The organism is Micromonospora lupini (genome assembly GCF_026342015.1).
Classification (GTDB): Bacteria; Actinomycetota; Actinomycetes; order Mycobacteriales; family Micromonosporaceae; genus Micromonospora; species Micromonospora lupini_B.
On record NZ_JAPENL010000002.1, the window covers coordinates 581,787 to 600,958 of the forward strand.

Genomic DNA, 19,172 nt, shown 5'->3' on the forward strand with positions numbered 1-19,172 from the left:
CTGCCCGGTGACGGCTCAGCCCACGTCCCAGACCGGCTCCGGGGTCTCCACCACCTCGCTGTCGCCGCCGAACAGCACGAACCTGTCGAAGGAGCGGGTGAACCACCTGTCGTGGGTGACCGCCACCACCGTCCCCTCGAACGCGTTCAGGCCCGCTTCCAGGGCCTCCGCGCTGGCCAGGTCGAGGTTGTCGGTCGGTTCGTCGAGCAGCAGCAGGGTCGCCCCGGACAGCTCCAGCAGCAGCACCAGGAACCGGGCCTGCTGCCCGCCGGAGAGCGTGCCGAAGCGCTGGTCGCCCTGCCCGGCCAGCTCGTAGCGACTGAGCACGCCCATCGCCGCGTGCCGGTCCATCCCCTGGCGGTGTTCGTCACCCCGCCACAGGATCTCGACGAGCGTCTTCGCCATCAGCTCCGGCCGGTCGTGGGTCTGGGAGAAGTGGCCGGGGCGGACCCGAGCGCCCAACCGGGCCGTGCCGTCGTGGGCCACCGGGGCGAGCGCGCCCGCCCCGTCGACAGGCCCGTTCGCCGGGTCGGGATCGGTGCCGCCCCGGGCCAGCAGCCGCAGGAAGTGCGACTTGCCGGTGCCGTTGGCGCCGAGCACCGCCACCCGGTCGCCGTACCAGATCTCCAGGTCGAAGGGGAAGGTCAGACCGTCCAGCTCAAGCTGGTCGCAGACGACCGCGCGCTTGCCGGTCCGCCCGCCGGTCAGCCGCATCCGGATGTCCTGGTCCTTCGGCGGTACGGGCGGCGGCCCGGCCTCCTCGAACTTGCGCAACCTGGTCTGCGCGGCCTGGTAGCGCGAGGCCAACCCGTCGTTGTACGCGGCCTTCTGCTTGTACATGAGCATCAGCTCACGCAGCTTCTGGTGCTCCTCGTCCCAGCGCCGACGCAGCTCGTCGAGGCGGGCGTGCCGGGCCACCCGCGCCTCGTGCCAACTGGCGAAGCCACCTGGGTGCACCCACGCGCTGCCGCCCTCGACGGCCACCACCCGGTCGGCGCTCTGGGCCAGCAGCTCACGGTCGTGCGAGACGTAGAGCACCGACTTCGTCGACTCGCGCAGCCGCGCCTCCAGCCAGCGCTTGCCGGGCACGTCGAGGAAGTTGTCCGGCTCGTCGAGCAGCAGCACCTCGTCCGGGCCGCGCAGCAGCAACTCCAGGGCGAAGCGCTTCTGCTGGCCGCCGGAGAGGGTACGCACCGGCCGGTCCCGGACGGCGTCCCAGGGCTGGTGGAGCACGATCGTCGCGACGGTGTCGAAGAGCACCTCGGCGTCGTACCCGCCGGCCTCGCCCCAGGCGCCGAGCGCGTCGGCGTACGCCACCTGGGCCTTGCCGGCGGCGCTGCTGAACTTGCCGCGGACCTCGGCGGCCCGCATGGCCGTCTCGGTCTCGGCGAGCCGGCTGCCGGCCGCGCGCAGCGGCGGTGGGGCCAGTGACAGTGCCAGGTCGGCAAGTGTCGTCTCGTCGCCGATCATGCCGATGAACTGGCGCATCACGCCCAGCCCACCGGCCCGCGCGACGGTGCCGGTACGCACCGGCAGGTCACCGGCGACCATCCGCAGCAGCGTCGTCTTTCCCGCGCCGTTCGGGCCGACAAGGGCGACCTTGCTGCCCTCCCCGACCCGGAACGACACGTCGGCGAAGAGTTCCCGACCGTCGGGCAGTATGTGCCCGACCGCTGCCACGTCCACGTATCCCACGCCGGGATCCTGCCCCAGCGGGAGCGGGAGGGACATCCAATTACCGGGTGACCCGCAGCACCCGGAAGCCCTTCTGGCTGGCGTGCCGCTCGACCTGCCAGCCCTGGTCGGTGATCCAGCGGTGCAGCGAGTCCCCGCCGAGGTGGCGGGCGACGACGAGCCAGCCGACGCCGTCCGGGGCGAGTCGGGGCAGCCACCGCAGCAACAGCTCGTGCAACTCGCCCTTGCCGATGCGGATGGGCGGGTTGGACCACAGTTGTGCGAACCGGAGGTCCGCCGGCACGTCGTCAGGCGCACTGACCCGGACCCGGTCGGCGGCGCCGATCCGGGCCGCGTTGGCGGCGGTCAGCTCGCGGGCGCGGGCGTTGACGTCGACCGCCCAGACGGTGCTCGCCGGTGCCACGTCGGCCAGCACGCAGGCGATCGGGCCGAATCCGCAACCGAGGTCGAGCAGGTCACCGACGGTGTCGGCGGCGGGAAGCTCGGCCTTGCGCAGGAGCACCGCGGTGCCGGGGTCGAGGCGGCTGGCGGAGAAGACGCCGCCGGCCGAGACGAGCTGGTAGTCGCGGTCGGCGACGGAGAACTGGACCTCGCGTGGCGGAGCGTCGCTGGCGGGTTGGGCGGTGAAGTAGTGGTCGCCGGTCACGTCGGCAATTCTCGCACCGGCTCGGGCAGGTCACGACACGGCCCGCAGCCACATTTCCCAATATTACCCCCTAAAGGGACAATGACTCCTACTCTGGGCGACATGGTGTATCGGTACGAGTCCGAAGAGGACGCATACGAGGACCCGGAGCCCGGGTCCGACCTGGCCGTGCTCAGCGGTCCGCCTCCGCCGGCCGGCCCCTCACCGTCCCGCTTCCCCGCTCCGTCGCTGCCCCGGCCCAACCAGCTGATGCTGCCGTCGACCCAGGCGCCGCAGACCCCTGCGCCGCCGAACCAGGCGCCGCCGGTCACCCGCGTCAGCACCACGGCCGCGGCCCCCCGCAGTCAGGTCTACACCTCGGCCCAGCCCGCGGAGCCGTCCACACAGCGCGGCGGCGGGCGGCTCTGGCAGGTGCTTGTCGGCGGCGCGGCCGTCCTGGTCCTGCTCGCGCTCTGCGGCCTGGGCGCCGCCGCGCTGCTCGTCGACGACGACCCCGCGCCACAGGCCACCCCGACCTACCAACCGAACGTCGCCGCGTCCGCCCCGGCGCAGCGACAGGATCTCGACTCGCGGGACACCGACCAGGCGCCGCTCACCGCGAAGGAGCTCTTTCCCGGCAAGGAGGTGAAGCTCGCCGACGGCCAGCCCGGCTACGCGATCCTCAAGACGCACTCCAGTGGCAGTTGCGCAGTCGCCGCCACCGACGAGGTGGCCGACCTGCTGGTCCGGCTCGGCTGCAACCAGGTCGTCCGGGCGACGTTGCGGGCTCCCGGGGGCGACCACCTGGTCACCGCCGGCCTGTTCAACCTCACCGACAGGGCCAGCGCCGAACGGGCCCGGGACCGCATCCGGCAGATCCTCGACGACCGGCAGGGCCGGTTCCGGGGGCTTACCGCCGGCGACGACACCGACGTCCTGACCAGCGCCCCGGCACGGGTCGGATGGCAGGTTAGGGGCCACTACCTGGCGTACGCGCTCGTGGTCCGCGCCGACGGGGCCGCGGTCAAGTCCGGCGACGCCAAGATCAGGGAAATCCTGTACGACATGATCGAGGTCCACCTCAGCCGGGGCGTCCTGCAACGGCGGGCCGACAGCGGCACGGCCGACCAACCAACTGCAGCGCCCACCGAGGGCAGCGCGAGCCCGAGCGGCAGCGACGACGGCGATCTACCCGGCGACTGACAAGCGACTCCGCCCGACGGGTGTGCCGCCGACCGGTGGCACACCCGTCGTCGTCCGCGACCCACCGGCCGTCAGCCCCTCGCCTGCCACACCGCCGGCCGCGGACGTCAGCCCTCGACGGGCACGCGGACGTCAGCCCTCGACGGCCGCACGTCACGGCCGCGGACGTCAGCCCTTCGACGAGGCCGCGGACGTCAGCCCTCGACGGGCACGCGCAGGCGGCGCGTCAGGTCGGCACGGCGGGCGTAGTCGGCCGGGTCTGCCGGGTAGCCGACCGCGACCAGCGTGAGGCCGTGTGCCGGGGCCACCGTCACCTCGCTGGAGCGCTCCTGCCGGTGAAGCAGGCTGCCCGGCCACTGGACCGCCCTTCGGCCGTCGCCGGCCGCCAGCATCGCCCCCACCAGGCTGCGGACCATCGCCTGGCAGAACGCGTCCGCCTGGACGGTGGCGACCAGGATGCCGTCCGGGTCGCGCCGCCAGTCCAGCCGGGTCACCTCGCGCAGCGTCGTCGCGTTCTCCTTGCGCCGGCAGTACGCGGCGAAGTCGTGCTCCCCGACCAGACCCGCCGCGGCGGCGTTCAGGGCGGCCAGGTCCAGCGGTCGCGGCCAGGCCAGCACCTCGTGCCGGCGCAGCGGCTCGGTGCCGTACGTGGCGTCGGTCACCCGGTACTCGTAGCGCCGGAAGGTCGCCGAGAAGCGGGCGTCGAAGTCGGGCGGCACCTCAGACATCGCCCGTACCCGCACGTCGGTCGGGAGCAGCCGCGCGAGCCGGCGCAGCAGCCGCCCCTCGTGCTCGCGCCACACCTCGGCGGGGAGGTCCAGGTGGCAGACCTGCCCGGTGGCGTGCACACCCGCGTCGGTGCGACCCGCGACTGTCAGACCGGTCGCCGTGCCCGCGCCGAGCACCAGGTCCAGGGTCTCGACGAGCACCCCGGCGACGGTCCGCCGGGTCGGCTGGGGCGCCCAGCCGGAGAAAGCGGCGCCGTCGTACGAGACGTCAAGCCGCAGCCGGATCCGCTCGTCCACCTCGTACCTCCTGTTACGGGTCGGGCCCGACACCCCGTGAGGGGTGCCGGGCCCGGAAACGATGCCCGAGGTCAGGCCTTGTTCTCCTCGGTGGCGAGGTCGCTGTCCTCGCGCGCCTCGGCGGTGTCACCGGATGCCGACTCCGGCGCCTCGGAGTCCTGGTCGGCCTGGGCCGACTGCGGGGCCTCCTCGGCCGGGGCGAGCGCCTCGACCTTGTCCTGCTGCGCGGCCTTGCGGGCGGCGGTCTTCTTGTTCACCTTGGGCTCGGCGACCTGAAGCTCTTCCACCAGCTCGATGATGGCCATCGGCGCGTTGTCACCCTTGCGCGGACCGGTCTTCACGATCCGGGTGTAACCGCCGGGGCGGTTGGAGTACCGGGGCGCGATCTGGTCGAACAGGGCGTACACGACGTCCTTGTCCTTGACGACACCCAGCACCCGCCGCCGCGAGGCGAGGTCACCGCGCTTGGCCTTGGTGATGAGCTGCTCGGCCAGCGGACGCAGCCGGCGGGCCTTCGTCTCGGTGGTCTGGATCTTGCCGTGCTGGAACAGCGCGGTCGCCAGGTTGGCGAGCATCAGCCGCTCGTGCGAGGGGCTGCCGCCGAGGCGGGGGCCCTTGGTGGGCGTGGGCATTTTTGGTGCTCCTCAGTTGTGGCGGCAGCGCGGACTAGAGCTGCTCGGTCTCGCGGTAGTCGTCGGTGTCGTAGTCGGCCTCGCCGAAGGTGTCCACGACGTGCGCCGGGTCGAAGTTCGGAGCCGAGTCCTTCAGCCCGAGACCCATCCCGGCGAGCTTCATCTTGACCTCGTCGATCGACTTCTGACCGAAGTTGCGGATGTCGAGGAGGTCGGCCTCGGTACGCCCGATGAGCTCACCAACGGAGTTGATGCCCTCGCGCTTGAGGCAGTTGTAGGAGCGGACGGTGAGGTCCAGCTCCTCGATCGGCAGAGCGAGGTCCGCCGCCAGCTGGGCGTCCTGCGGGGACGGCCCGATGTCGATGCCCTCGGCGGTCTCGTCGAGCTCACGGGCCAGCCCGAACAGCTCCACAAGCGTCGAACCGGCGGAGGCCAGCGCGGTACGCGGGCCCATCGACGGCTTGGTCTCGACGTCGATGATGAGCCTGTCGAAGTCGGTGCGCTGCTCGACGCGGGTCGCCTCGACGCGGTACGTCACCTTCAGCACCGGCGAGTAGATCGAGTCGACCGGGATGCGGCCGATCTCGGCGCCGGACTGCTTGTTCTGTGCGGCAGTCACGTAGCCCCGGCCCCGCTCGACGGTCAGCTCCATGTCGAGCCGGCCCTTGCCGTTGAGGGTCGCGAGCTTGAGGTCCGGGTTGTGCACCGAGACGCCGGCCGGGGGCTGGATGTCGCCCGCCGTCACGTCGCCCGGGCCCTGCTTGCGCAGGTACATGCTGACCGGCTCGTCGTGCTCGGAGCTGACGCACAGCTCCTTGATGTTCATGACGAGCTCGACCACGTCCTCCTTGACACCGGGGATCGTGGTGAACTCGTGCAGCACGCCGTCGATCTTGATCGAGGTGACCGCCGCACCCGGGATCGACGACAGCAGCGTGCGCCGCAGCGAGTTGCCCAGGGTGTAGCCGAAGCCCGGCTCGAGCGGCTCGATGGCGAACCGCGACCGGGTCTCGTTGATCGACTCCTCGGAGAGGGAGGGTCGCTGGCTGATGAGCATCTTGTCTCTTCTCTTCCGGGACGCCCGCTATTTGACGTCCACGACACAAACTGTTCCGGTGGCCCGCCCCGGAGGGCGGGCCACCGCAACGAGCCCGACTACTTGGAGTAGAGCTCGACGATCAACTGCTCCTGGACCTGCGTGTCGATGACCTGCCGGGCCGGGAGGGAGTGCACGAGCACCTTCATCTGGCTGGGGATTGCCTCCAGCCAGGCCGGCACCGTCTTCGAACCGGCCTGAGCCTGCGCCACCACGAACGGGGTGAGCTCCTTGCTCTTGCCCCGGACCTCGATGATGTCGTGCTCCTTGACGCGGTACGACGGGATGTCGACCTTCTTGCCGTTCACCGTGAAGTGACCGTGCTTGACCAGCTGGCGGGCCATGTCCCGCGAGTGGGCGTAGCCGGCCCGGTAAACGACGTTGTCCAGCCGCGACTCGAGGATCTGCAGGAGGACCTCACCGGTCTTGGCCTGCTTGCCAACGGCTTCCTCGTAGTAGCCACGGAACTGCTTCTCCAGCACGCCGTAGACACGACGGGCCTTCTGCTTCTCGCGGAGCTGGAGCAGGTACTCCGTCTCCTTGGTGCGGCCGCGGCCGTGCTGCCCGGGCGGGAACGGCCGGGACTCGAACGGGCACTTCGGACCATCGCACTTGCTGCCCTTGAGGAACAGCTTCATCTTCTCCCGCCGGCAACGGCGGCAGTCAGCACCGGTGTAACGAGCCATCTCTCTCTACCTCTCAGACCCGGCGACGCTTGGGCGGACGGCATCCGTTGTGCGGCTGCGGGGTGACGTCGGCGATCTGCCCGACCTCGAGGCCCACGGCCTGCAGCGAACGGATGGCGGTCTCCCGGCCGGAGCCGGGGCCCTTGACGAACACGTCGACCTTGCGCATGCCGTGCTCCATGGCGCGACGCGCGGCAGCCTCGGCGGCCAGCTGCGCGGCGAACGGAGTCGACTTGCGGGAGCCCTTGAAGCCAACCTGGCCAGCGGAGGCCCAGGAGATGACCGCACCAGTCGGGTCCGTGATGGACACGATGGTGTTGTTGAACGTGCTCTTGATGTGCGCCTGCCCGTGGGCGACGTTCTTGCGTTCCTTGCGCCGGACCTTCTTGACGGCGGCTCCGGCACGAGCCTTCGGTGGCATAGTCTTCTGCGCTCCTATTACTTCTTGCCGGGCTTCTTCTTGCCGGCGACGGTCCGCTTCGGGCCCTTGCGGGTCCGTGCGTTGGTCTTGGTCCGCTGGCCACGCACGGGCAGGCCCCGGCGGTGCCGGATGCCGGCGTAGCAGCCGATCTCGACCTTGCGGCGGATGTCAGCGGCGACCTCGCGGCGCAGGTCGCCTTCAACCTTGTAGTTGCCCTCGATGTGGTCGCGGAGCTGCACGAGCTCCTCGTCCGTGAGGTCCCGAGCGCGCTTGTCCGGCGAGATGCCGGTGGCGGCGAGTGTCTCCAGGGCGCGGGTACGACCGACCCCGAAGATGTAGGTGAGCGCGATCTCCATCCGCTTCTCGCGGGGGAGATCCACGCCGACTAGACGTGCCATGTGCGGGCGTACTCCTCGTGATGTGTGGCGGAGGTGTGGACCCGTCCCACCCCGCTACCGGCCGTCCCGTCTTTCCGACGCTTTCAGCGCCGGCGACCGGGATCGGTCGCTGCCCGAGCGGGCCCCGGCCTCCGACCGGGGGTCAGCCACGCAGAAGTACGTCTCGCGTACCGCTCGCGGCTGGGACGAGCATGTGTGATGTGTGTGTCGCTGAGGATCTGCGCCTACCAACACCACCCGGCCGTGTTCCGGCCGGACGGGCTGAGTCAGCCCTGGCGCTGCTTGTGGCGCGGGTCGGTACAGATGACCATGACCCGGCCGTGCCGGCGGATAACCCGGCACTTGTTGCAGATCCTCTTGACGCTCGGCTTGACCTTCACGGTTGCCTTACTTCCCATCTGGCCCGGGAACGCGCGATGCGCGAGACCGGACGTCGAAGACGGACACGGGACTTCCCGGCCGCCGTCAGGACTACTTGTAGCGGTAGACGATGCGCCCGCGGGTCAGGTCGTACGGCGAGAGTTCGACGACGACCCGGTCCTCAGGCAGGATGCGGATGTAGTGCTGCCGCATCTTGCCGCTGATGTGAGCCAACACCTTGTGGCCGTTCGCGAGCTCCACCCGGAACATGGCGTTCGGCAGGGGCTCGATGACCCGACCCTCGATCTCAATGGCTCCGTCTTTTTTCGGCATGTCCTCCGCTGTCCTGACGTCGATTGCTCCGGGCGGCCCACAACGTCTTACACGGAAATCTGATCAGAATCAGAAGCCCGCGCCAGCCGCGGCTCCAGCTCCCACCGAAGCGCAGGGTGGGCATGCCGGAGTGGACGCTGTGCGCCGATCTGAAAGTGTACGCCGGCCTACGCGCCGTCGCCAAACCGGCCACCCTCGCGTCCTCGGACCGCTCCCCGCTCCCCCGCCCACCGCACATCGATCATGAGGTTGGCAGGGCGAAAAACCGCGCTCGACGACGCCAAGTCCATGATCGTCGACCGGTGGGGCGGGTGGGTCAGGTGCTCGGCTCGGGGTCTTCCGGTTCGGTGGCGCGCAGCTCCCGGCGGCGCTCGCGCTTGGCCCGCTTGCGCTCACGCCGGCGCTCCCGCTCGATCGCCTGGCGGCGGGGCTCTCCCCCGGCCAGCCCGCCGACCGTCCGGAGCACCAGCACCGCGCCCCAGGGGCCAGCCACCCAGCCCGGCCAGAAGTAGAGCAGCTGCAGGCTCAGCAGCGAGGTCACGCCCCAGATGGCCACCACGATGGCGACCACCCTCACGTACGGCAGCCACACCTCCGCCAGCCAACGCTTGACGTGGTCCTGCGCGAGCGGGGTGGGCCCATCGACGGGTGGCCCGGCCGGCGCGCTGGCCGGCCGCAGGGCCGACTGCTCCGGGGGCGCCACCGGGGGCAGATCGGTGAGCAGGGCGTCCAGCTCGGCGTACGTGCGCGCCGCGTAGGCCCGCTGCACCCGCTCGTCGTACTCGTGCAGGTCCAACCGGCCCTCGCCGAGAGCGACACGCAGCCGGTCGGCAACCACCTCGCGGTCCGCATCCGCGGCCCGCATTCCGTCGCGCCCGTCCATGCCGGCAAGCATGCCACCGCCACGCCAGTCCCGTCCGACCGTGGATGCCGGCAACGTCGCGGTCGACGGAACTGCGCGGTGGGTCAGGGGGTGGTGGAGGCGGTGGGTTGGCGTGCGGTCACCAGGTCGCCGAGGCGGGCACGGCCCCCGTCGAAGGCCGTGAGCACCCACACGCCGTCGGGCAACAGCGCCATCGAGTGCTCGACGTGCGCCGCGGTCGACCCGTCGCGGGTGACGACCGTCCAACCGTCGGCAAGTTCGACGGTACGCGGGGACGCCATGGTGATCATGGGCTCGATGGCCAGCGCCATGCCGGGGACCAGACGCGGTCCCTTGCCCGGCCGGCCGTGGTTGAGCACGTGCGGGTCCTGGTGCATCTCGGTGCCGATGCCGTGGCCACCGTAGCCGTCGACGATGCCGTACCGGCCGCCCTTGCGGACCGCAGTCTCCACCGCGTACGAGATGTCGGTGAGCCGCCCCTTGCCGCTGGCCGCTCCGCGCGCCGCGGCGGCGATGCCCGCCCACATCGCGTCCTCGGCGACCTCGGCCATCCTGAGCAGCGCCGGGTCGACGTCGCCGACCCCGACGGTGATCGCGGAGTCGCCGTGCCAGCCGTTCAGCACCGCACCGCAGTCGATCGAGATGAGGTCGCCGTCGGCGAGCACCTGCTCCGGCGAGGGGATGGCGTGCACGATCTGCTCGTTGACCGAGGAGCAGATCGACGCCGGGAAGCCGTGGTAGCCCTTGAAGGACGGGACGGCACCCGCCTCGCGGATCGTCGACTCGGCGATGGCGTCCAGATCCGCAGTGCTCACGCCCGGGGCCACCGCCTCGCGCATCCGGCGCAGTGCCTCGGCGACCACGAGCCCGGCCGCGCGCATCTTCTCGATCTGGTCAGGGGTCTTCAGCTGGATGTCCAGCTGGGGACGACGCATGGAGCGGTTACCTTTCGTTGCCGAAAAGCGGGGCACGTCTCGCGTACCCCGCTTTTCGCACTCTATCCACCCCGGCGCGGGGAGGATCTCAGCCGCCGTACGACCGCAGAGCGTCGATGGCCCGGGTGGTGACGTCCTCCACCGGGCCGGTGGCGTCGATCCCGACCAGCTTGCCCTGGGCGCCGTAGTAGTCGACCAGGGGCGCGGTCTTCTCGCTGTATTCCCGCAGGCGGGTGGCGATGGTCTCCGGCTTGTCGTCGTCGCGCTGGAACAGCTCGGCGCCGCACCGGTCGCAGATGCCCGGCCTGGTGGTGGCGTCGAACTCCACGTGCCAGATCTTGCCGCAACCCCGGCAGGTACGCCGGCCGGAAAGCCGCCGGATCACCTCGTCGTCGTCGACCACCAGCTCCAGGACCAGATCCAGGGCGGTGCCCAGGTCGGCGAGGAGCTTGTCCAGAGCGGCGGCCTGCGGAGTGGTCCGCGGGAAACCGTCGAGCAGAAAGCCCTCGCTGGCGTCGGGCTCGGCCAGCCGGTCCCGGACCATGTTGATGGTGACCTCGTCCGGAACCAGCTCGCCTGCGTCCATGTAACGCTTGGCTTCGACGCCGAGCGGCGTGCCCTGGGTGACGTTCGAGCGGAAGATGTCTCCGGTCGAGATCTTGGGTACCGACAGGTGCGCGGCAACGAACTCTGCCTGCGTGCCCTTACCCGCACCCGGCGGGCCAACCAGAACGAGTCTCATCTACCGCAGGAACCCTTCGTAGTTCCGCTGCATGAGTTGGCTCTCGATCTGCTTCACGGTCTCCAGACCGACGCCGACCATGATGAGCACAGCGGTGCCACCGAACGGGAAGTTCTGGTACTGCTGGCTGTCCAGCCAGATGAAGAAGAAGTTCGGCAGGATCGAGATGATGCCGAGGTAGAGCGCGCCCGGCAGGGTGATCCGGCTGAGGATGAAGTCCAGGTAGTCGGCCGTCGGCTTGCCCGGCCGGATACCCGGCACGAATCCGCCGTACTTCTTCATGTTGTCCGCGACCTCGGTCGGGTTGAACGTGATCGAGACGTAGAAGTACGTGAAGAAGATGATCAGCAGGAAGTAGACCGAGATGTAGATCGGGCTGTTCGGTGCGACCAGGTTGTTCTGGATCCACGCCTGGATCTTGCCCGGGTCGTTCTGGTCGAAGAACTGCAGGGCCAACTGCGGGAGGTAGAGCAGCGACGAACCGAAGATGACCGGGATCACACCCGCCTGGTTGACCTTCAGCGGGATGTAGGTCGAGGTGCCGCCGTACATCCGCCGGCCGATCATCCGCTTGGCGTACTGCACCGGGATCCGGCGCTGCGCCTGCTCGATGAACGTGACAGCGGTGATGACCACCAGAACCAGCGCGATGACGAGGGCGAACTTGCCCCAGCCCTGCTGGGTCTTGATCTGCCAGCCCTCGCCGGGCAGCCGGGCAGCGATCGAGGTGAAGATCAGGACGGACATGCCGTTGCCGACGCCCCGGTCGGTGATGAGCTCACCGAGCCACATGACCATGCCGGTGCCGGCGGTCATGGTGATCACCAGGATGGACAGCGTCAGCCAGTCCGGGATTCCGGTGCCCTCGGGGATGATCGGGAACTGGTCGCAGCGGTTTTGGAACAGCTGACCCGAGCGGGCCAGGGCCACGAACGCCGAGGCCTGCAGCACGCCGAGACCGAGGGTCAGGTAGCGGGTGTACTGCGTGATCTTCGCCTGACCGGCCTGGCCCTCCTTGCGGAGCTGCTCCAGACGCGGGATCACGACGGTCAGCAGCTGCAGGATGATCGACGCGGTGATGTAGGGCATGATGCCCAGCGCGAAGACCGAGAGCTGTAGCAGCGCTCCGCCGGAGAAGAGGTTGAGCAGATTCAGCGGGCCCGTCGTGTCACCCGAGATGGAGTCGAGGCACTTCTGCACGTTGCCGTACGAGACGCCCGGGCTGGGGAGCGTGGCACCCAGCCGGTAGACCGCGATGATGCCTACTGTGAACAGCAGCTTCTTGCGCAGGTCAGGCGTACGGAACGCACTGAGAAAGGCGGACAGCAACTTCTTCCTCCTGCGCGAGGCGGGCCGCCGGTGAACCCTGGCGGGTGGGGGTGGATCACGGGCGAGTGCCCGCAATCCATGGCTGGGATGGGACTCTAACAGCCCTGTCCCGCTCCGGGCAGGTGTGCCCGGCTACATAAACCGAATCCGATATTACCGGGCGCACACGGCCCAGGCAGACCTAGGCGCCCGCCAGTTGCTCACAACCGACGGGCGCCGAGGTCGTACGCCTTACAGCTCGGTGGCGGAGCCACCGGCGGCAGCGATCTTCTCCTTGGCCGACGCGCTGAACGCGTGCGCCGACACCTGGAGCGCCACCCCGCCGAGGTCCCCGGTGCCGAGGACCTTGACCGGCTGGCCCTTGCGGACCGCGCCGGCCTCGACCAGCTCGAGCGGGCCAACCTGGCCACCGTTCGGGAACAGCTCGGCGAGCCGGTCCAGGTTGACCACCTGGAAGACCACCTTGAACTTGTTCTTGAAGCCCTTCATCTTCGGCAGGCGCATGTGGATGGGCATCTGCCCACCCTCGAACGCCGCCGAGATGTTCTTGCGGGCCTTGGAGCCCTTCGTACCGCGACCAGCGGTCTTGCCCTTGGAACCCTCACCGCGACCCACACGGGTCTTCGCGGTCTTGGAACCGGGCGCCGGGCGCAGGTGGTGCACCTTGATCGTCATTACTCGACCTCCTCGACCTTCACGAGGTGGCTCACAGTGAAGATCATGCCGCGGATCTCGGGCCGGTCCTCCTTGACCACCACGTCGTTGATCCGCTTGAGACCGAGCGAACGCAGCGACTCACGCTGGTTGTGCTTGGTCCCGATACCGGACCGGAGCTGGGTGACCTTCAGGCGTGCCATCAGCGCGCCACCCCCGCACGCGACGCCAGCATGGCGGCCGGCGCGACGTCCTCCACCGGCAGGCCACGACGCGCCGCGACCTGCTCGGGGGACTCAAGCCCCTTCAGGGCCGCCACGGTGGCGTGCACGATGTTGATCGGGTTCGACGAGCCGAGGCTCTTGGAGAGCACGTCGTGGATCCCGGCGCACTCAAGCACGGCGCGCACCGGACCACCGGCGATGACACCCGTACCGGCCGAGGCCGGCTTGAGCAGCACGACGCCAGCGGCGTCCTCACCCGTCACCGGGTGCGGGATCGACTGACCGATCCGCGGAACCTTGAAGAAGTGCTTCTTGGCCTCCTCGACACCCTTGGCGATGGCCGCGGGCACCTCCTTGGCCTTTCCGTAGCCCACGCCGACCGTGCCGTCGCCGTCGCCCACGATCACCAGGGCGGTGAAGCTGAAGCGACGACCACCCTTCACGACCTTGGCGACGCGGTTGATCGCGACGACCCGCTCAAGGTGCGGGGTCTTCTCGACGGGCGCGTTTCCGCGGCCGCCCTCACGGCGGTTGTCGCGGCGACCACCCTCGTTGCCACCGGACCCGCCGCCACGGCGCTGTTGACCTGGCATCAGCAGCCTTCCTTATCTCTCGTGACGGGGTTGTTAGAACTCGAGCCCGGCTTCGCGGGCGGCGTCGGCAAGCGCGGCGACTCGCCCCGCGTACCGGTTGCCACCGCGGTCGAAGACGACCTTGGAGACGCCGGCGGCCTTGGCCCGCTCGGCGAGCAGGGCGCCCACCTTGCCGGCGAGGGCGCTCTTGTCGCCCTCCGTACCGCGCAGCGAGGAGTCCAGGGTCGACGCCGACGCCAGGGTGTGGCCCTTGGTGTCGTCGACGATCTGGGCAACCATGTGCCGCAGCGAACGGGTGACGACCAGGCGCGGACGCTCGGCCGTACCGCTGACGTTCTTGCGGACGCGGAAGTGCCGACGCGCACGCCCAACGGCGCGCTTGGCGGCGACGCCGCGGCGGCGCTTGAGCAGCGTGGCGCTCACTTCTTACCTGCCTTTCCAGCCTTGCGGCGGATGACCTCGCCCTGGTACTTGACGCCCTTGCCCTTGTAGGGCTCCGGCGGGCGGATCTTCCGGATGTTGGCGGCGACCTCACCGACCTGCTGCTTGTCGATGCCGGCCACGTGGAACAGGGTCGGCCGCTCCACCGTGAAGGTGATGCCCGCCGGCGCGGGAACGACCACCGGGTGCGAGAACCCGAGCGCGAACTCGAGGTCCGAACCCTTGGCGGTGACCCGGTAACCGGTGCCGGCGATCTCCAGGCTCTTGCGGTAGCCCTCGGTCACGCCGACGATCATGTTGGCGACCAGGGTACGGCTCAGGCCGTGCAGCTCCTTGGCCTTGCGCTCGTCGTTCGGGCGGTTGACGTTCAGCTGCCCGTCCTCGGCCCGCTCGACCGTGATCGGCTCGGCGAGGGTGTGCTCGAGCTGGCCCTTGGGGCCCTTGACCTTGACGGTCTGCCCGTCGATCGTGATGTCGACGCCGGCTGGTACCGGGATCGACTTACGTCCAATTCGCGACATTTCTACCAGTCTCCCGTTACCAGACGAAGGCGAGGACTTCCCCGCCAACACTCCGCTTGCGGGCCTGCCGGTCGGTCAGCAGCCCCTGGGACGTCGAAATGATCGCCACGCCCAGCCCACCGAGCACCCGCGGGAGCCCGTCCGACTTGGCGTACACCCGGAGACCGGGCTTGGACACGCGCTTGATGCCGGCCAGGCTCCGCTCGCGGTTCTGGCCGTACTTCAGCTCGACGACCAGTCGCTTGCCGACGGCGCCCTCCTCGGGCTCCTCGACCGACCAGGTGGCGATGTAACCCTCGGCCTTCAGGACCTCGGCGATGTTCGCCTTGATCTTGGAGTAGGGCATCTTCACCTGATCGTGGTACGCCTGGTTGGCGTTACGCAGACGCGTGAGCATGTCTGCGATCGGGTCGGTCATCGTCATGGATTTCGTCAGCCTTTCTCGCCGGGGTTCCCGGAGCATCAGCCCCGGGCCTACGGCGAAGAGCAATACCTAATCGGTGCAGGAGTTCCCGGCCGACGGCCGGGACGCGGTCGCCCTTACCAGGAAGCCTTGGACACGCCCGGCAGCTCACCGCGGTGAGCCATCTCCCGGATGCAGACCCGGCAGAGCCCGAACTTGCGGTAGACCGCCTTCGGACGCCCGCACCGCTGGCAGCGGGTGTACGCGCGAACCGAGAACTTCGGCTTCGCGGCCGCCTTGATGATCAGCGCCTTCTTGGCCATCTCAGTTCTCCTTGAACGGGAAGCCCAGGAGCTTGAGCAGCGCCCGGCCCTCGTCGTCGGTCGTGGCGGTGGTGACCACCGTGATGTCCATGCCCCGCTGGCGATCGATCCGGTCCTGGTCGATCTCGTGGAACACGGACTGCTCGGTCAGACCGAACGTGTAGTTGCCGTGCCCGTCCAGCTTGCGCCCGTCCAGACCGCGGAAGTCGCGGATACGCGGCAACGCGATGGACAGCAGCCGGTCCAGGAACTCCCACATGCGGTCGCCGCGAAGGGTCACCTTCGCGCCGATCGGCATGCCCTCGCGGAGCTTGAACTGCGCGATGGACTTGGTCGCCCGCCGCACCTGCGGCTTCTGGCCGGTGATCGTGGCGAGGTCGCGGACCGCGCCGTCGATCAGCTTGGCGTCGCGAGCTGCCTCGCCGACACCCATGTTGACGACGATCTTGACCAGCCGCGGCACCTGCATGGGGTTGCCGTAGCTGTTCTGCTCACGCAGCTGGGCCACGATCTCGTTGCGGTACCGCTCCTTGAGGCGCGGCAGGGTCTTTTCGGTAGCCGTGGTCATCACAGGTCCTTACCGGTGCTACGCGCGATGCGGACCTTCTGGCCGTTGTCGTCGATCCGGTAACCGACGCGGGTCGGCTTGCCGTCGGAGTCCAGGACCTGCACGTTCGAGACGTGGATCGGGGCCTCCTGAGTGACGATGCCGCCGGTCTTGGCGCCACGCTGGGTGGTGCTGATGCGGGTGTGCTTCTTGACCCGGTTCACGCCCTCGACCAGGACCTTGTCCTGCCGCGGGTAGGCCGCGATGACCTTGCCCTTGGCACCCTTGTCCTTGCCGGCGATGATGACGACCGTGTCGCCCTTCTTGACCTTCACGGTCACAACACCTCCGGCGCGAGGGAAATGATCTTCATGAACCGCTTGTCCCGCAGCTCCCGACCCACAGGGCCGAAGATGCGGGTACCGCGCGGGTCCCCGCCGTCCTTGATGATGACGGCGGCGTTCTCGTCGAAGCGGATGTACGAGCCGTCCGGCCGCCGCTTCTCCTTGGCCGTGCGAACGACGACAGCCTTGACGACGTCGCCCTTCTTCACACCGGCACCCGGGATCGCGTCCTTGACCGTGGCCACGATGACGTCGCCGATGCTCGCGTAGCGCCGACCGGAGCCACCGAGAACCCGGATGCACAGGATCTCCCGAGCACCCGTGTTGTCGGCGACGCGCAGTCGCGACTCCTGCTGAATCACGTCTATCTCCTATGTCTGCCGGTTCTCCGGCCGCCGTCGCGGCCGGCCGGAGCCTGGCGGAACCTACGCCCGACGCATCGCCGGGCGAGCTCGAGCCTTCGCTACTTGGCCTTTTCCAGGATCTCCACGATCCGCCAACGCTTGGTGGCGCTCAGCGGCCGGGTCTCCATGATGAGAACCCGGTCACCGGTGCCAGCGGCGTTCTGCTCGTCGTGCACCTTCAGCTTGGCCGTACGGCGCATGATCTTGCCGTACAGCGCGTGCCGAACCCGGTCCTCGACCTCGACGACGACGGTCTTGTCCATCTTGTCGCTGATCACCAGGCCCTCGCGGACCTTGCGGCGCGACCGCGCGGCGGCGGTGGCGGTCTCTTCGGTCATGATGCAGTCACCTCAGTCGGCGCGGCCGAGAGCCCCAGCTCGCGCTCACGCATGATCGTGTAGATCCGGGCGATCTCCCGACGGATGACCTGCAACCGCCGGTTGTTGTCCAGCTGCCCGGTTGCGGCCTGCACGCGGAGGTTGAACAGCTCCGCCTTGGCCTCCCGCAGCTTCGTGACCAGCTCCTCTTCGGAGAGCTCACGCAGCTCGGTCGCCTTAACGCCCGCTGCCATCAGGATTCACCCACTTCGCGCGTAACAATGCGGCACTTCATCGGGAGCTTGTGAATCGCGCGACGCATGGCCTCTCGCGCGGTCTGCTCGTTGGGGAAGGACATCTCGAAGAGAACCCGCCCCGGCTTGACGTTGGCGACCCACCACTCGGGCGAACCCTTACCGGAACCCATCCGGGTCTCGGCAGGCTTCTTGGTGAGGGCCTGGTCCGGGAAGATCGTGATCCAGACCTTGCCACCACGCTTGATGTGGCGAGTCATCGCGATACGTGCCGACTCGATCTGCCGGTTCGTCACGTACGCCGGCTCGAGAGCCTGGATCCCGAACTCGCCGAACACCACCCGGTTACCACCCTTGGACGCGCCACTGCGGTCCGGGTGGTGCGGCTTGCGGAAGCCCTTCGGGGGCTTGCGCGGCATCAGCATCTGTCAGCCCTCCTGCTGCGTTTCTGCCGGAGCAGCCGCGGCCGCGACAGCAGCGCTGTCGACCGGCTCGCCACTCGGCGTCTCGGCCTGCTGCGCGATGGTGGTCGCAGCAGCCCGGCCGGCCTCGGTGCCACCAGCGGTCGTGCCGGACGAACCGGACCGGCCACGGCGCGGACGCTCGGGACGGTCGCCACGCTCACCACGACGCGGGCGCGACGGACCGGCCTCGGCCGGAGCCTCCCGGCCCGGGACGGCGTCGCCCTTGTAGATCCAGACCTTCACACCGATCCGGCCGAAGGTGGTACGGGCCTCGAAGAAGCCGTACTCGATGTTGGCCCGCAGCGTGTGCAGCGGAACCCGGCCCTCGCGGTAGAACTCGGTCCGGCTCATCTCGGCGCCGCCGAGGCGACCCGAGACCTGAACCCGGATGCCCTTGCAGACCGGGTTCTTCATGGCCGACTGCATGGCCTTGCGCATCGCCCGACGGAAGCTGACCCGGCTGGACAGCTGCTCGGCCACGCCCTGCGCGACGAGCTGAGCGTCCGACTCGGGGTTCTTCACCTCGATGATGTTCAGCTGGACCTGCTTGCCGGTGAGCTTCTCGAGCTCGCCGCGGATCCGGTCGGCCTCCGCACCCTTACGGCCGATGACGATGCCCGGCCGGGCGGTGTGGATGTCGACGCGGACGCGGTCGCGGGTGCGCTCGATGTCGACCTTGGAAATCCCGGCACGCTCGAGGCCCTTGGACATCATGCGGCGGATCTTGACATCCTCGCCGATGTAGTCCTTGTAGAGCTTGTCTGCGAACCAGCGGGACTTCCAGTCGGTCGAGATGCCGAGCCGGAACCCAGTGGGGTGAACCTTCTGACCCATTACTCGGCGTCCTCCGTCTTGCTCTGCGCTTCGGCCGGTGCGGCCTCCGTGGCCGGGGCGGCCTTCTTCGCCGCGGCCTTCCTCGGCGCTGCCGGCGCGACCGCCTCGACCGCCACGGTGATGTGGCAGGTGCGCTTGCGGATCCGGTACGCCCGACCCTGTGCCCGCGGCTGGAACCGCTTCATCGTCGGGCCCTCGTCCACGAACGCCTCGCTGACGAGCAGCGCGTCGGGGTCCAGCCGCTCGTTGTTCTCCGCGTTGGCGATCGCGCTAGCGAGCACCTTGTACACCTGCTCGCTCGCCGCCTGCGGCGCGAACTGCAGCACCGTGAGCGCCTCCTTCGCGGGCAGGCCGCGGACGAGGTTGACCACCCGGCGCGCCTTCATCGGCGAGATGCGCACGTGCCGCGCAACCGCCCGCGCGCCCGGAAGCACCGGAGCGTCGCCCTTTCCTGGCATCGCTGTAACCCCTTGTTCCCTCTATCCG

At 69.3% G+C, this 19,172-nt stretch carries 30 protein-coding genes; 1 reads left to right on the forward strand and 29 read right to left on the reverse strand.

Features of this window, described 5'->3' with window-relative positions; genetic code table 11:
* Positions 1 to 15: 15 nt before the first annotated feature.
* Complete coding sequence (locus OOJ91_RS17480) at positions 16 to 1,695, reverse strand: ABC-F family ATP-binding cassette domain-containing protein (RefSeq protein ID WP_266246256.1); 1,680 nt, start codon at positions 1,693 to 1,695, stop codon at positions 16 to 18.
* A 40-nt stretch (positions 1,696 to 1,735) separates the two neighbouring features.
* Entirely contained in the window at positions 1,736 to 2,341 is a 606-nt protein-coding gene (locus OOJ91_RS17485) for a class I SAM-dependent methyltransferase (RefSeq protein WP_266246257.1), read from the reverse strand.
* A 102-nt stretch (positions 2,342 to 2,443) separates the two neighbouring features.
* Here OOJ91_RS17485 and OOJ91_RS17490 point away from each other — a divergent pair, with 102 nt between their 5' ends.
* On the forward strand, positions 2,444 to 3,523 hold the full coding sequence (locus OOJ91_RS17490; RefSeq protein WP_266246258.1) for a hypothetical protein: 1,080 nt from the start codon (positions 2,444 to 2,446) through the stop codon (positions 3,521 to 3,523).
* A 194-nt stretch (positions 3,524 to 3,717) separates the two neighbouring features.
* On the opposite strand, the gene truA is transcribed toward OOJ91_RS17490, so the two are convergent.
* From truA to rplV, 27 genes are all read right to left on the reverse strand, one after another.
* Positions 3,718 to 4,548, reverse strand: coding sequence for a tRNA pseudouridine(38-40) synthase TruA (truA, locus tag OOJ91_RS17495; protein WP_266246260.1), 831 nt, complete (start codon positions 4,546 to 4,548; stop codon positions 3,718 to 3,720).
* 71 nt (positions 4,549 to 4,619) lie between these two features.
* A complete protein-coding gene (rplQ, locus tag OOJ91_RS17500) occupies positions 4,620 to 5,180 on the reverse strand; it encodes a 50S ribosomal protein L17 (protein ID WP_266246262.1) in 561 nt (186 codons plus the stop codon).
* Between the two features lie 34 nt (positions 5,181 to 5,214).
* Positions 5,215 to 6,237 (reverse strand): DNA-directed RNA polymerase subunit alpha, encoded by a 1,023-nt coding sequence (locus OOJ91_RS17505; RefSeq protein ID WP_007465227.1) that lies wholly within the window; start codon positions 6,235 to 6,237, stop codon positions 5,215 to 5,217.
* A 98-nt stretch (positions 6,238 to 6,335) separates the two neighbouring features.
* On the reverse strand, positions 6,336 to 6,962 hold the full coding sequence (rpsD, locus tag OOJ91_RS17510) for a 30S ribosomal protein S4 (RefSeq protein WP_007465229.1): 627 nt from the start codon (positions 6,960 to 6,962) through the stop codon (positions 6,336 to 6,338).
* 13 nt (positions 6,963 to 6,975) lie between these two features.
* Positions 6,976 to 7,383, reverse strand: coding sequence for a 30S ribosomal protein S11 (gene rpsK, locus OOJ91_RS17515; protein WP_030329919.1), 408 nt, complete (start codon positions 7,381 to 7,383; stop codon positions 6,976 to 6,978).
* 17 nt (positions 7,384 to 7,400) lie between these two features.
* Complete coding sequence (gene rpsM / locus OOJ91_RS17520; RefSeq protein ID WP_007465236.1) at positions 7,401 to 7,781, reverse strand: 30S ribosomal protein S13; 381 nt, start codon at positions 7,779 to 7,781, stop codon at positions 7,401 to 7,403.
* A gap of 266 nt (positions 7,782 to 8,047) precedes the next feature.
* Entirely contained in the window at positions 8,048 to 8,161 is a 114-nt protein-coding gene (gene rpmJ / locus OOJ91_RS17525; RefSeq protein ID WP_012184307.1) for a 50S ribosomal protein L36, read from the reverse strand.
* Positions 8,162 to 8,252: 91 nt separating this feature from the next.
* The gene (infA, locus tag OOJ91_RS17530) at positions 8,253 to 8,474 is read right to left on the reverse strand and encodes a translation initiation factor IF-1 (protein WP_007073013.1); all 222 of its coding nucleotides are present in this window, start codon (positions 8,472 to 8,474) and stop codon (positions 8,253 to 8,255) included.
* A gap of 316 nt (positions 8,475 to 8,790) precedes the next feature.
* The gene (locus OOJ91_RS17535) at positions 8,791 to 9,339 is read right to left on the reverse strand and encodes a DUF1707 SHOCT-like domain-containing protein (protein ID WP_439117117.1); all 549 of its coding nucleotides are present in this window, start codon (positions 9,337 to 9,339) and stop codon (positions 8,791 to 8,793) included.
* A 101-nt stretch (positions 9,340 to 9,440) separates the two neighbouring features.
* Positions 9,441 to 10,292, reverse strand: a complete 852-nt coding sequence (gene map / locus OOJ91_RS17540; protein WP_266246309.1) for a type I methionyl aminopeptidase — start codon at positions 10,290 to 10,292, stop codon at positions 9,441 to 9,443.
* A gap of 88 nt (positions 10,293 to 10,380) precedes the next feature.
* Positions 10,381 to 11,034, reverse strand: a complete 654-nt coding sequence (locus OOJ91_RS17545) for an adenylate kinase (RefSeq protein WP_007465256.1) — start codon at positions 11,032 to 11,034, stop codon at positions 10,381 to 10,383.
* Positions 11,035 to 12,363: a preprotein translocase subunit SecY gene (secY, locus tag OOJ91_RS17550; RefSeq protein ID WP_266246312.1), complete on the reverse strand. Its 1,329-nt coding sequence runs from the start codon at positions 12,361 to 12,363 to the stop codon at positions 11,035 to 11,037.
* A 231-nt stretch (positions 12,364 to 12,594) separates the two neighbouring features.
* Complete coding sequence (gene rplO, locus OOJ91_RS17555) at positions 12,595 to 13,038, reverse strand: 50S ribosomal protein L15 (RefSeq protein ID WP_007465260.1); 444 nt, start codon at positions 13,036 to 13,038, stop codon at positions 12,595 to 12,597.
* Positions 13,038 to 13,220 (reverse strand): 50S ribosomal protein L30, encoded by a 183-nt coding sequence (gene rpmD / locus OOJ91_RS17560; RefSeq protein WP_007465262.1) that lies wholly within the window; start codon positions 13,218 to 13,220, stop codon positions 13,038 to 13,040. Before rpmD ends, rplO begins: the two co-directional genes overlap by 1 nt.
* Positions 13,220 to 13,834: a 30S ribosomal protein S5 gene (gene rpsE, locus OOJ91_RS17565; protein WP_007465263.1), complete on the reverse strand. Its 615-nt coding sequence runs from the start codon at positions 13,832 to 13,834 to the stop codon at positions 13,220 to 13,222. Before rpsE ends, rpmD begins: the two co-directional genes overlap by 1 nt.
* Before the next feature lie 33 nt (positions 13,835 to 13,867).
* Positions 13,868 to 14,257, reverse strand: coding sequence for a 50S ribosomal protein L18 (gene rplR / locus OOJ91_RS17570; protein ID WP_007465265.1), 390 nt, complete (start codon positions 14,255 to 14,257; stop codon positions 13,868 to 13,870).
* Complete coding sequence (rplF, locus tag OOJ91_RS17575; protein ID WP_266246314.1) at positions 14,254 to 14,796, reverse strand: 50S ribosomal protein L6; 543 nt, start codon at positions 14,794 to 14,796, stop codon at positions 14,254 to 14,256. Before rplF ends, rplR begins: the two co-directional genes overlap by 4 nt.
* A gap of 16 nt (positions 14,797 to 14,812) precedes the next feature.
* On the reverse strand, positions 14,813 to 15,220 hold the full coding sequence (gene rpsH / locus OOJ91_RS17580) for a 30S ribosomal protein S8 (RefSeq protein ID WP_007465270.1): 408 nt from the start codon (positions 15,218 to 15,220) through the stop codon (positions 14,813 to 14,815).
* A gap of 116 nt (positions 15,221 to 15,336) precedes the next feature.
* Positions 15,337 to 15,522, reverse strand: a complete 186-nt coding sequence (locus OOJ91_RS17585) for a type Z 30S ribosomal protein S14 (protein WP_007465272.1) — start codon at positions 15,520 to 15,522, stop codon at positions 15,337 to 15,339.
* A gap of 1 nt (position 15,523) precedes the next feature.
* Positions 15,524 to 16,090, reverse strand: coding sequence for a 50S ribosomal protein L5 (gene rplE / locus OOJ91_RS17590; RefSeq protein WP_124776994.1), 567 nt, complete (start codon positions 16,088 to 16,090; stop codon positions 15,524 to 15,526).
* A complete protein-coding gene (rplX, locus tag OOJ91_RS17595) occupies positions 16,090 to 16,410 on the reverse strand; it encodes a 50S ribosomal protein L24 (protein WP_179781030.1) in 321 nt (106 codons plus the stop codon). Before rplX ends, rplE begins: the two co-directional genes overlap by 1 nt.
* Positions 16,407 to 16,775 (reverse strand): 50S ribosomal protein L14, encoded by a 369-nt coding sequence (rplN, locus tag OOJ91_RS17600; protein WP_007073026.1) that lies wholly within the window; start codon positions 16,773 to 16,775, stop codon positions 16,407 to 16,409. Before rplN ends, rplX begins: the two co-directional genes overlap by 4 nt.
* 101 nt (positions 16,776 to 16,876) lie before the next feature.
* On the reverse strand, positions 16,877 to 17,155 hold the full coding sequence (gene rpsQ, locus OOJ91_RS17605; protein WP_030489590.1) for a 30S ribosomal protein S17: 279 nt from the start codon (positions 17,153 to 17,155) through the stop codon (positions 16,877 to 16,879).
* Complete coding sequence (rpmC, locus tag OOJ91_RS17610) at positions 17,152 to 17,388, reverse strand: 50S ribosomal protein L29 (protein ID WP_007465283.1); 237 nt, start codon at positions 17,386 to 17,388, stop codon at positions 17,152 to 17,154. Before rpmC ends, rpsQ begins: the two co-directional genes overlap by 4 nt.
* Complete coding sequence (rplP, locus tag OOJ91_RS17615) at positions 17,388 to 17,813, reverse strand: 50S ribosomal protein L16 (RefSeq protein WP_053653940.1); 426 nt, start codon at positions 17,811 to 17,813, stop codon at positions 17,388 to 17,390. Before rplP ends, rpmC begins: the two co-directional genes overlap by 1 nt.
* A 3-nt stretch (positions 17,814 to 17,816) precedes the next feature.
* Positions 17,817 to 18,686 (reverse strand): 30S ribosomal protein S3, encoded by an 870-nt coding sequence (gene rpsC / locus OOJ91_RS17620; protein ID WP_007465294.1) that lies wholly within the window; start codon positions 18,684 to 18,686, stop codon positions 17,817 to 17,819.
* Positions 18,686 to 19,144, reverse strand: coding sequence for a 50S ribosomal protein L22 (gene rplV / locus OOJ91_RS17625; RefSeq protein WP_007465297.1), 459 nt, complete (start codon positions 19,142 to 19,144; stop codon positions 18,686 to 18,688). The genes rpsC and rplV overlap by 1 nt, the downstream gene beginning before the upstream one ends.
* Positions 19,145 to 19,172: the final 28 nt, after the last annotated feature.

What these genes read in the sequence shown, in the direction of transcription:
- rpmD (WP_007465262.1), bottom strand. Translation starts at nt 13,220, where the DNA reads ATGGCACGCCTGAAGGTCACCCAGCTCCGGTCCGGTATCGGGACCAAG.
- OOJ91_RS17505 (WP_007465227.1), bottom strand. Translation starts at nt 6,237, where the DNA reads ATGCTCATCAGCCAGCGACCCTCCCTCTCCGAGGAGTCGATCAACGAG.
- rpsE (WP_007465263.1), bottom strand. Translation starts at nt 13,834, where the DNA reads ATGCCAGGTCAACAGCGCCGTGGCGGCGGGTCCGGTGGCAACGAGGGT.
- OOJ91_RS17535 (WP_439117117.1), bottom strand. Translation starts at nt 9,339, where the DNA reads ATGCGGGCCGCGGATGCGGACCGCGAGGTGGTTGCCGACCGGCTGCGT.
- rplO (WP_007465260.1), bottom strand. Translation starts at nt 13,038, where the DNA reads ATGACGATCAAGGTGCACCACCTGCGCCCGGCGCCCGGTTCCAAGACC.
- rpsK (WP_030329919.1), bottom strand. Translation starts at nt 7,383, where the DNA reads ATGCCACCGAAGGCTCGTGCCGGAGCCGCCGTCAAGAAGGTCCGGCGC.
- OOJ91_RS17490 (WP_266246258.1), top strand. Translation starts at nt 2,444, where the DNA reads ATGGTGTATCGGTACGAGTCCGAAGAGGACGCATACGAGGACCCGGAG.
- rplP (WP_053653940.1), bottom strand. Translation starts at nt 17,813, where the DNA reads ATGCTGATGCCGCGCAAGCCCCCGAAGGGCTTCCGCAAGCCGCACCAC.
- rplF (WP_266246314.1), bottom strand. Translation starts at nt 14,796, where the DNA reads ATGTCGCGAATTGGACGTAAGTCGATCCCGGTACCAGCCGGCGTCGAC.
- rplV (WP_007465297.1), bottom strand. Translation starts at nt 19,144, where the DNA reads ATGCCAGGAAAGGGCGACGCTCCGGTGCTTCCGGGCGCGCGGGCGGTT.
- rpsM (WP_007465236.1), bottom strand. Translation starts at nt 7,781, where the DNA reads ATGGCACGTCTAGTCGGCGTGGATCTCCCCCGCGAGAAGCGGATGGAG.
- OOJ91_RS17545 (WP_007465256.1), bottom strand. Translation starts at nt 11,034, where the DNA reads ATGAGACTCGTTCTGGTTGGCCCGCCGGGTGCGGGTAAGGGCACGCAG.
- rpsC (WP_007465294.1), bottom strand. Translation starts at nt 18,686, where the DNA reads ATGGGTCAGAAGGTTCACCCCACTGGGTTCCGGCTCGGCATCTCGACC.
- rpmC (WP_007465283.1), bottom strand. Translation starts at nt 17,388, where the DNA reads ATGGCAGCGGGCGTTAAGGCGACCGAGCTGCGTGAGCTCTCCGAAGAG.
- rpsQ (WP_030489590.1), bottom strand. Translation starts at nt 17,155, where the DNA reads ATGACCGAAGAGACCGCCACCGCCGCCGCGCGGTCGCGCCGCAAGGTC.
- infA (WP_007073013.1), bottom strand. Translation starts at nt 8,474, where the DNA reads ATGCCGAAAAAAGACGGAGCCATTGAGATCGAGGGTCGGGTCATCGAG.
- rplE (WP_124776994.1), bottom strand. Translation starts at nt 16,090, where the DNA reads ATGACCACGGCTACCGAAAAGACCCTGCCGCGCCTCAAGGAGCGGTAC.
- OOJ91_RS17585 (WP_007465272.1), bottom strand. Translation starts at nt 15,522, where the DNA reads ATGGCCAAGAAGGCGCTGATCATCAAGGCGGCCGCGAAGCCGAAGTTC.
- rpsH (WP_007465270.1), bottom strand. Translation starts at nt 15,220, where the DNA reads ATGACGATGACCGACCCGATCGCAGACATGCTCACGCGTCTGCGTAAC.
- rplQ (WP_266246262.1), bottom strand. Translation starts at nt 5,180, where the DNA reads ATGCCCACGCCCACCAAGGGCCCCCGCCTCGGCGGCAGCCCCTCGCAC.
- map (WP_266246309.1), bottom strand. Translation starts at nt 10,292, where the DNA reads ATGCGTCGTCCCCAGCTGGACATCCAGCTGAAGACCCCTGACCAGATC.
- rpsD (WP_007465229.1), bottom strand. Translation starts at nt 6,962, where the DNA reads ATGGCTCGTTACACCGGTGCTGACTGCCGCCGTTGCCGGCGGGAGAAG.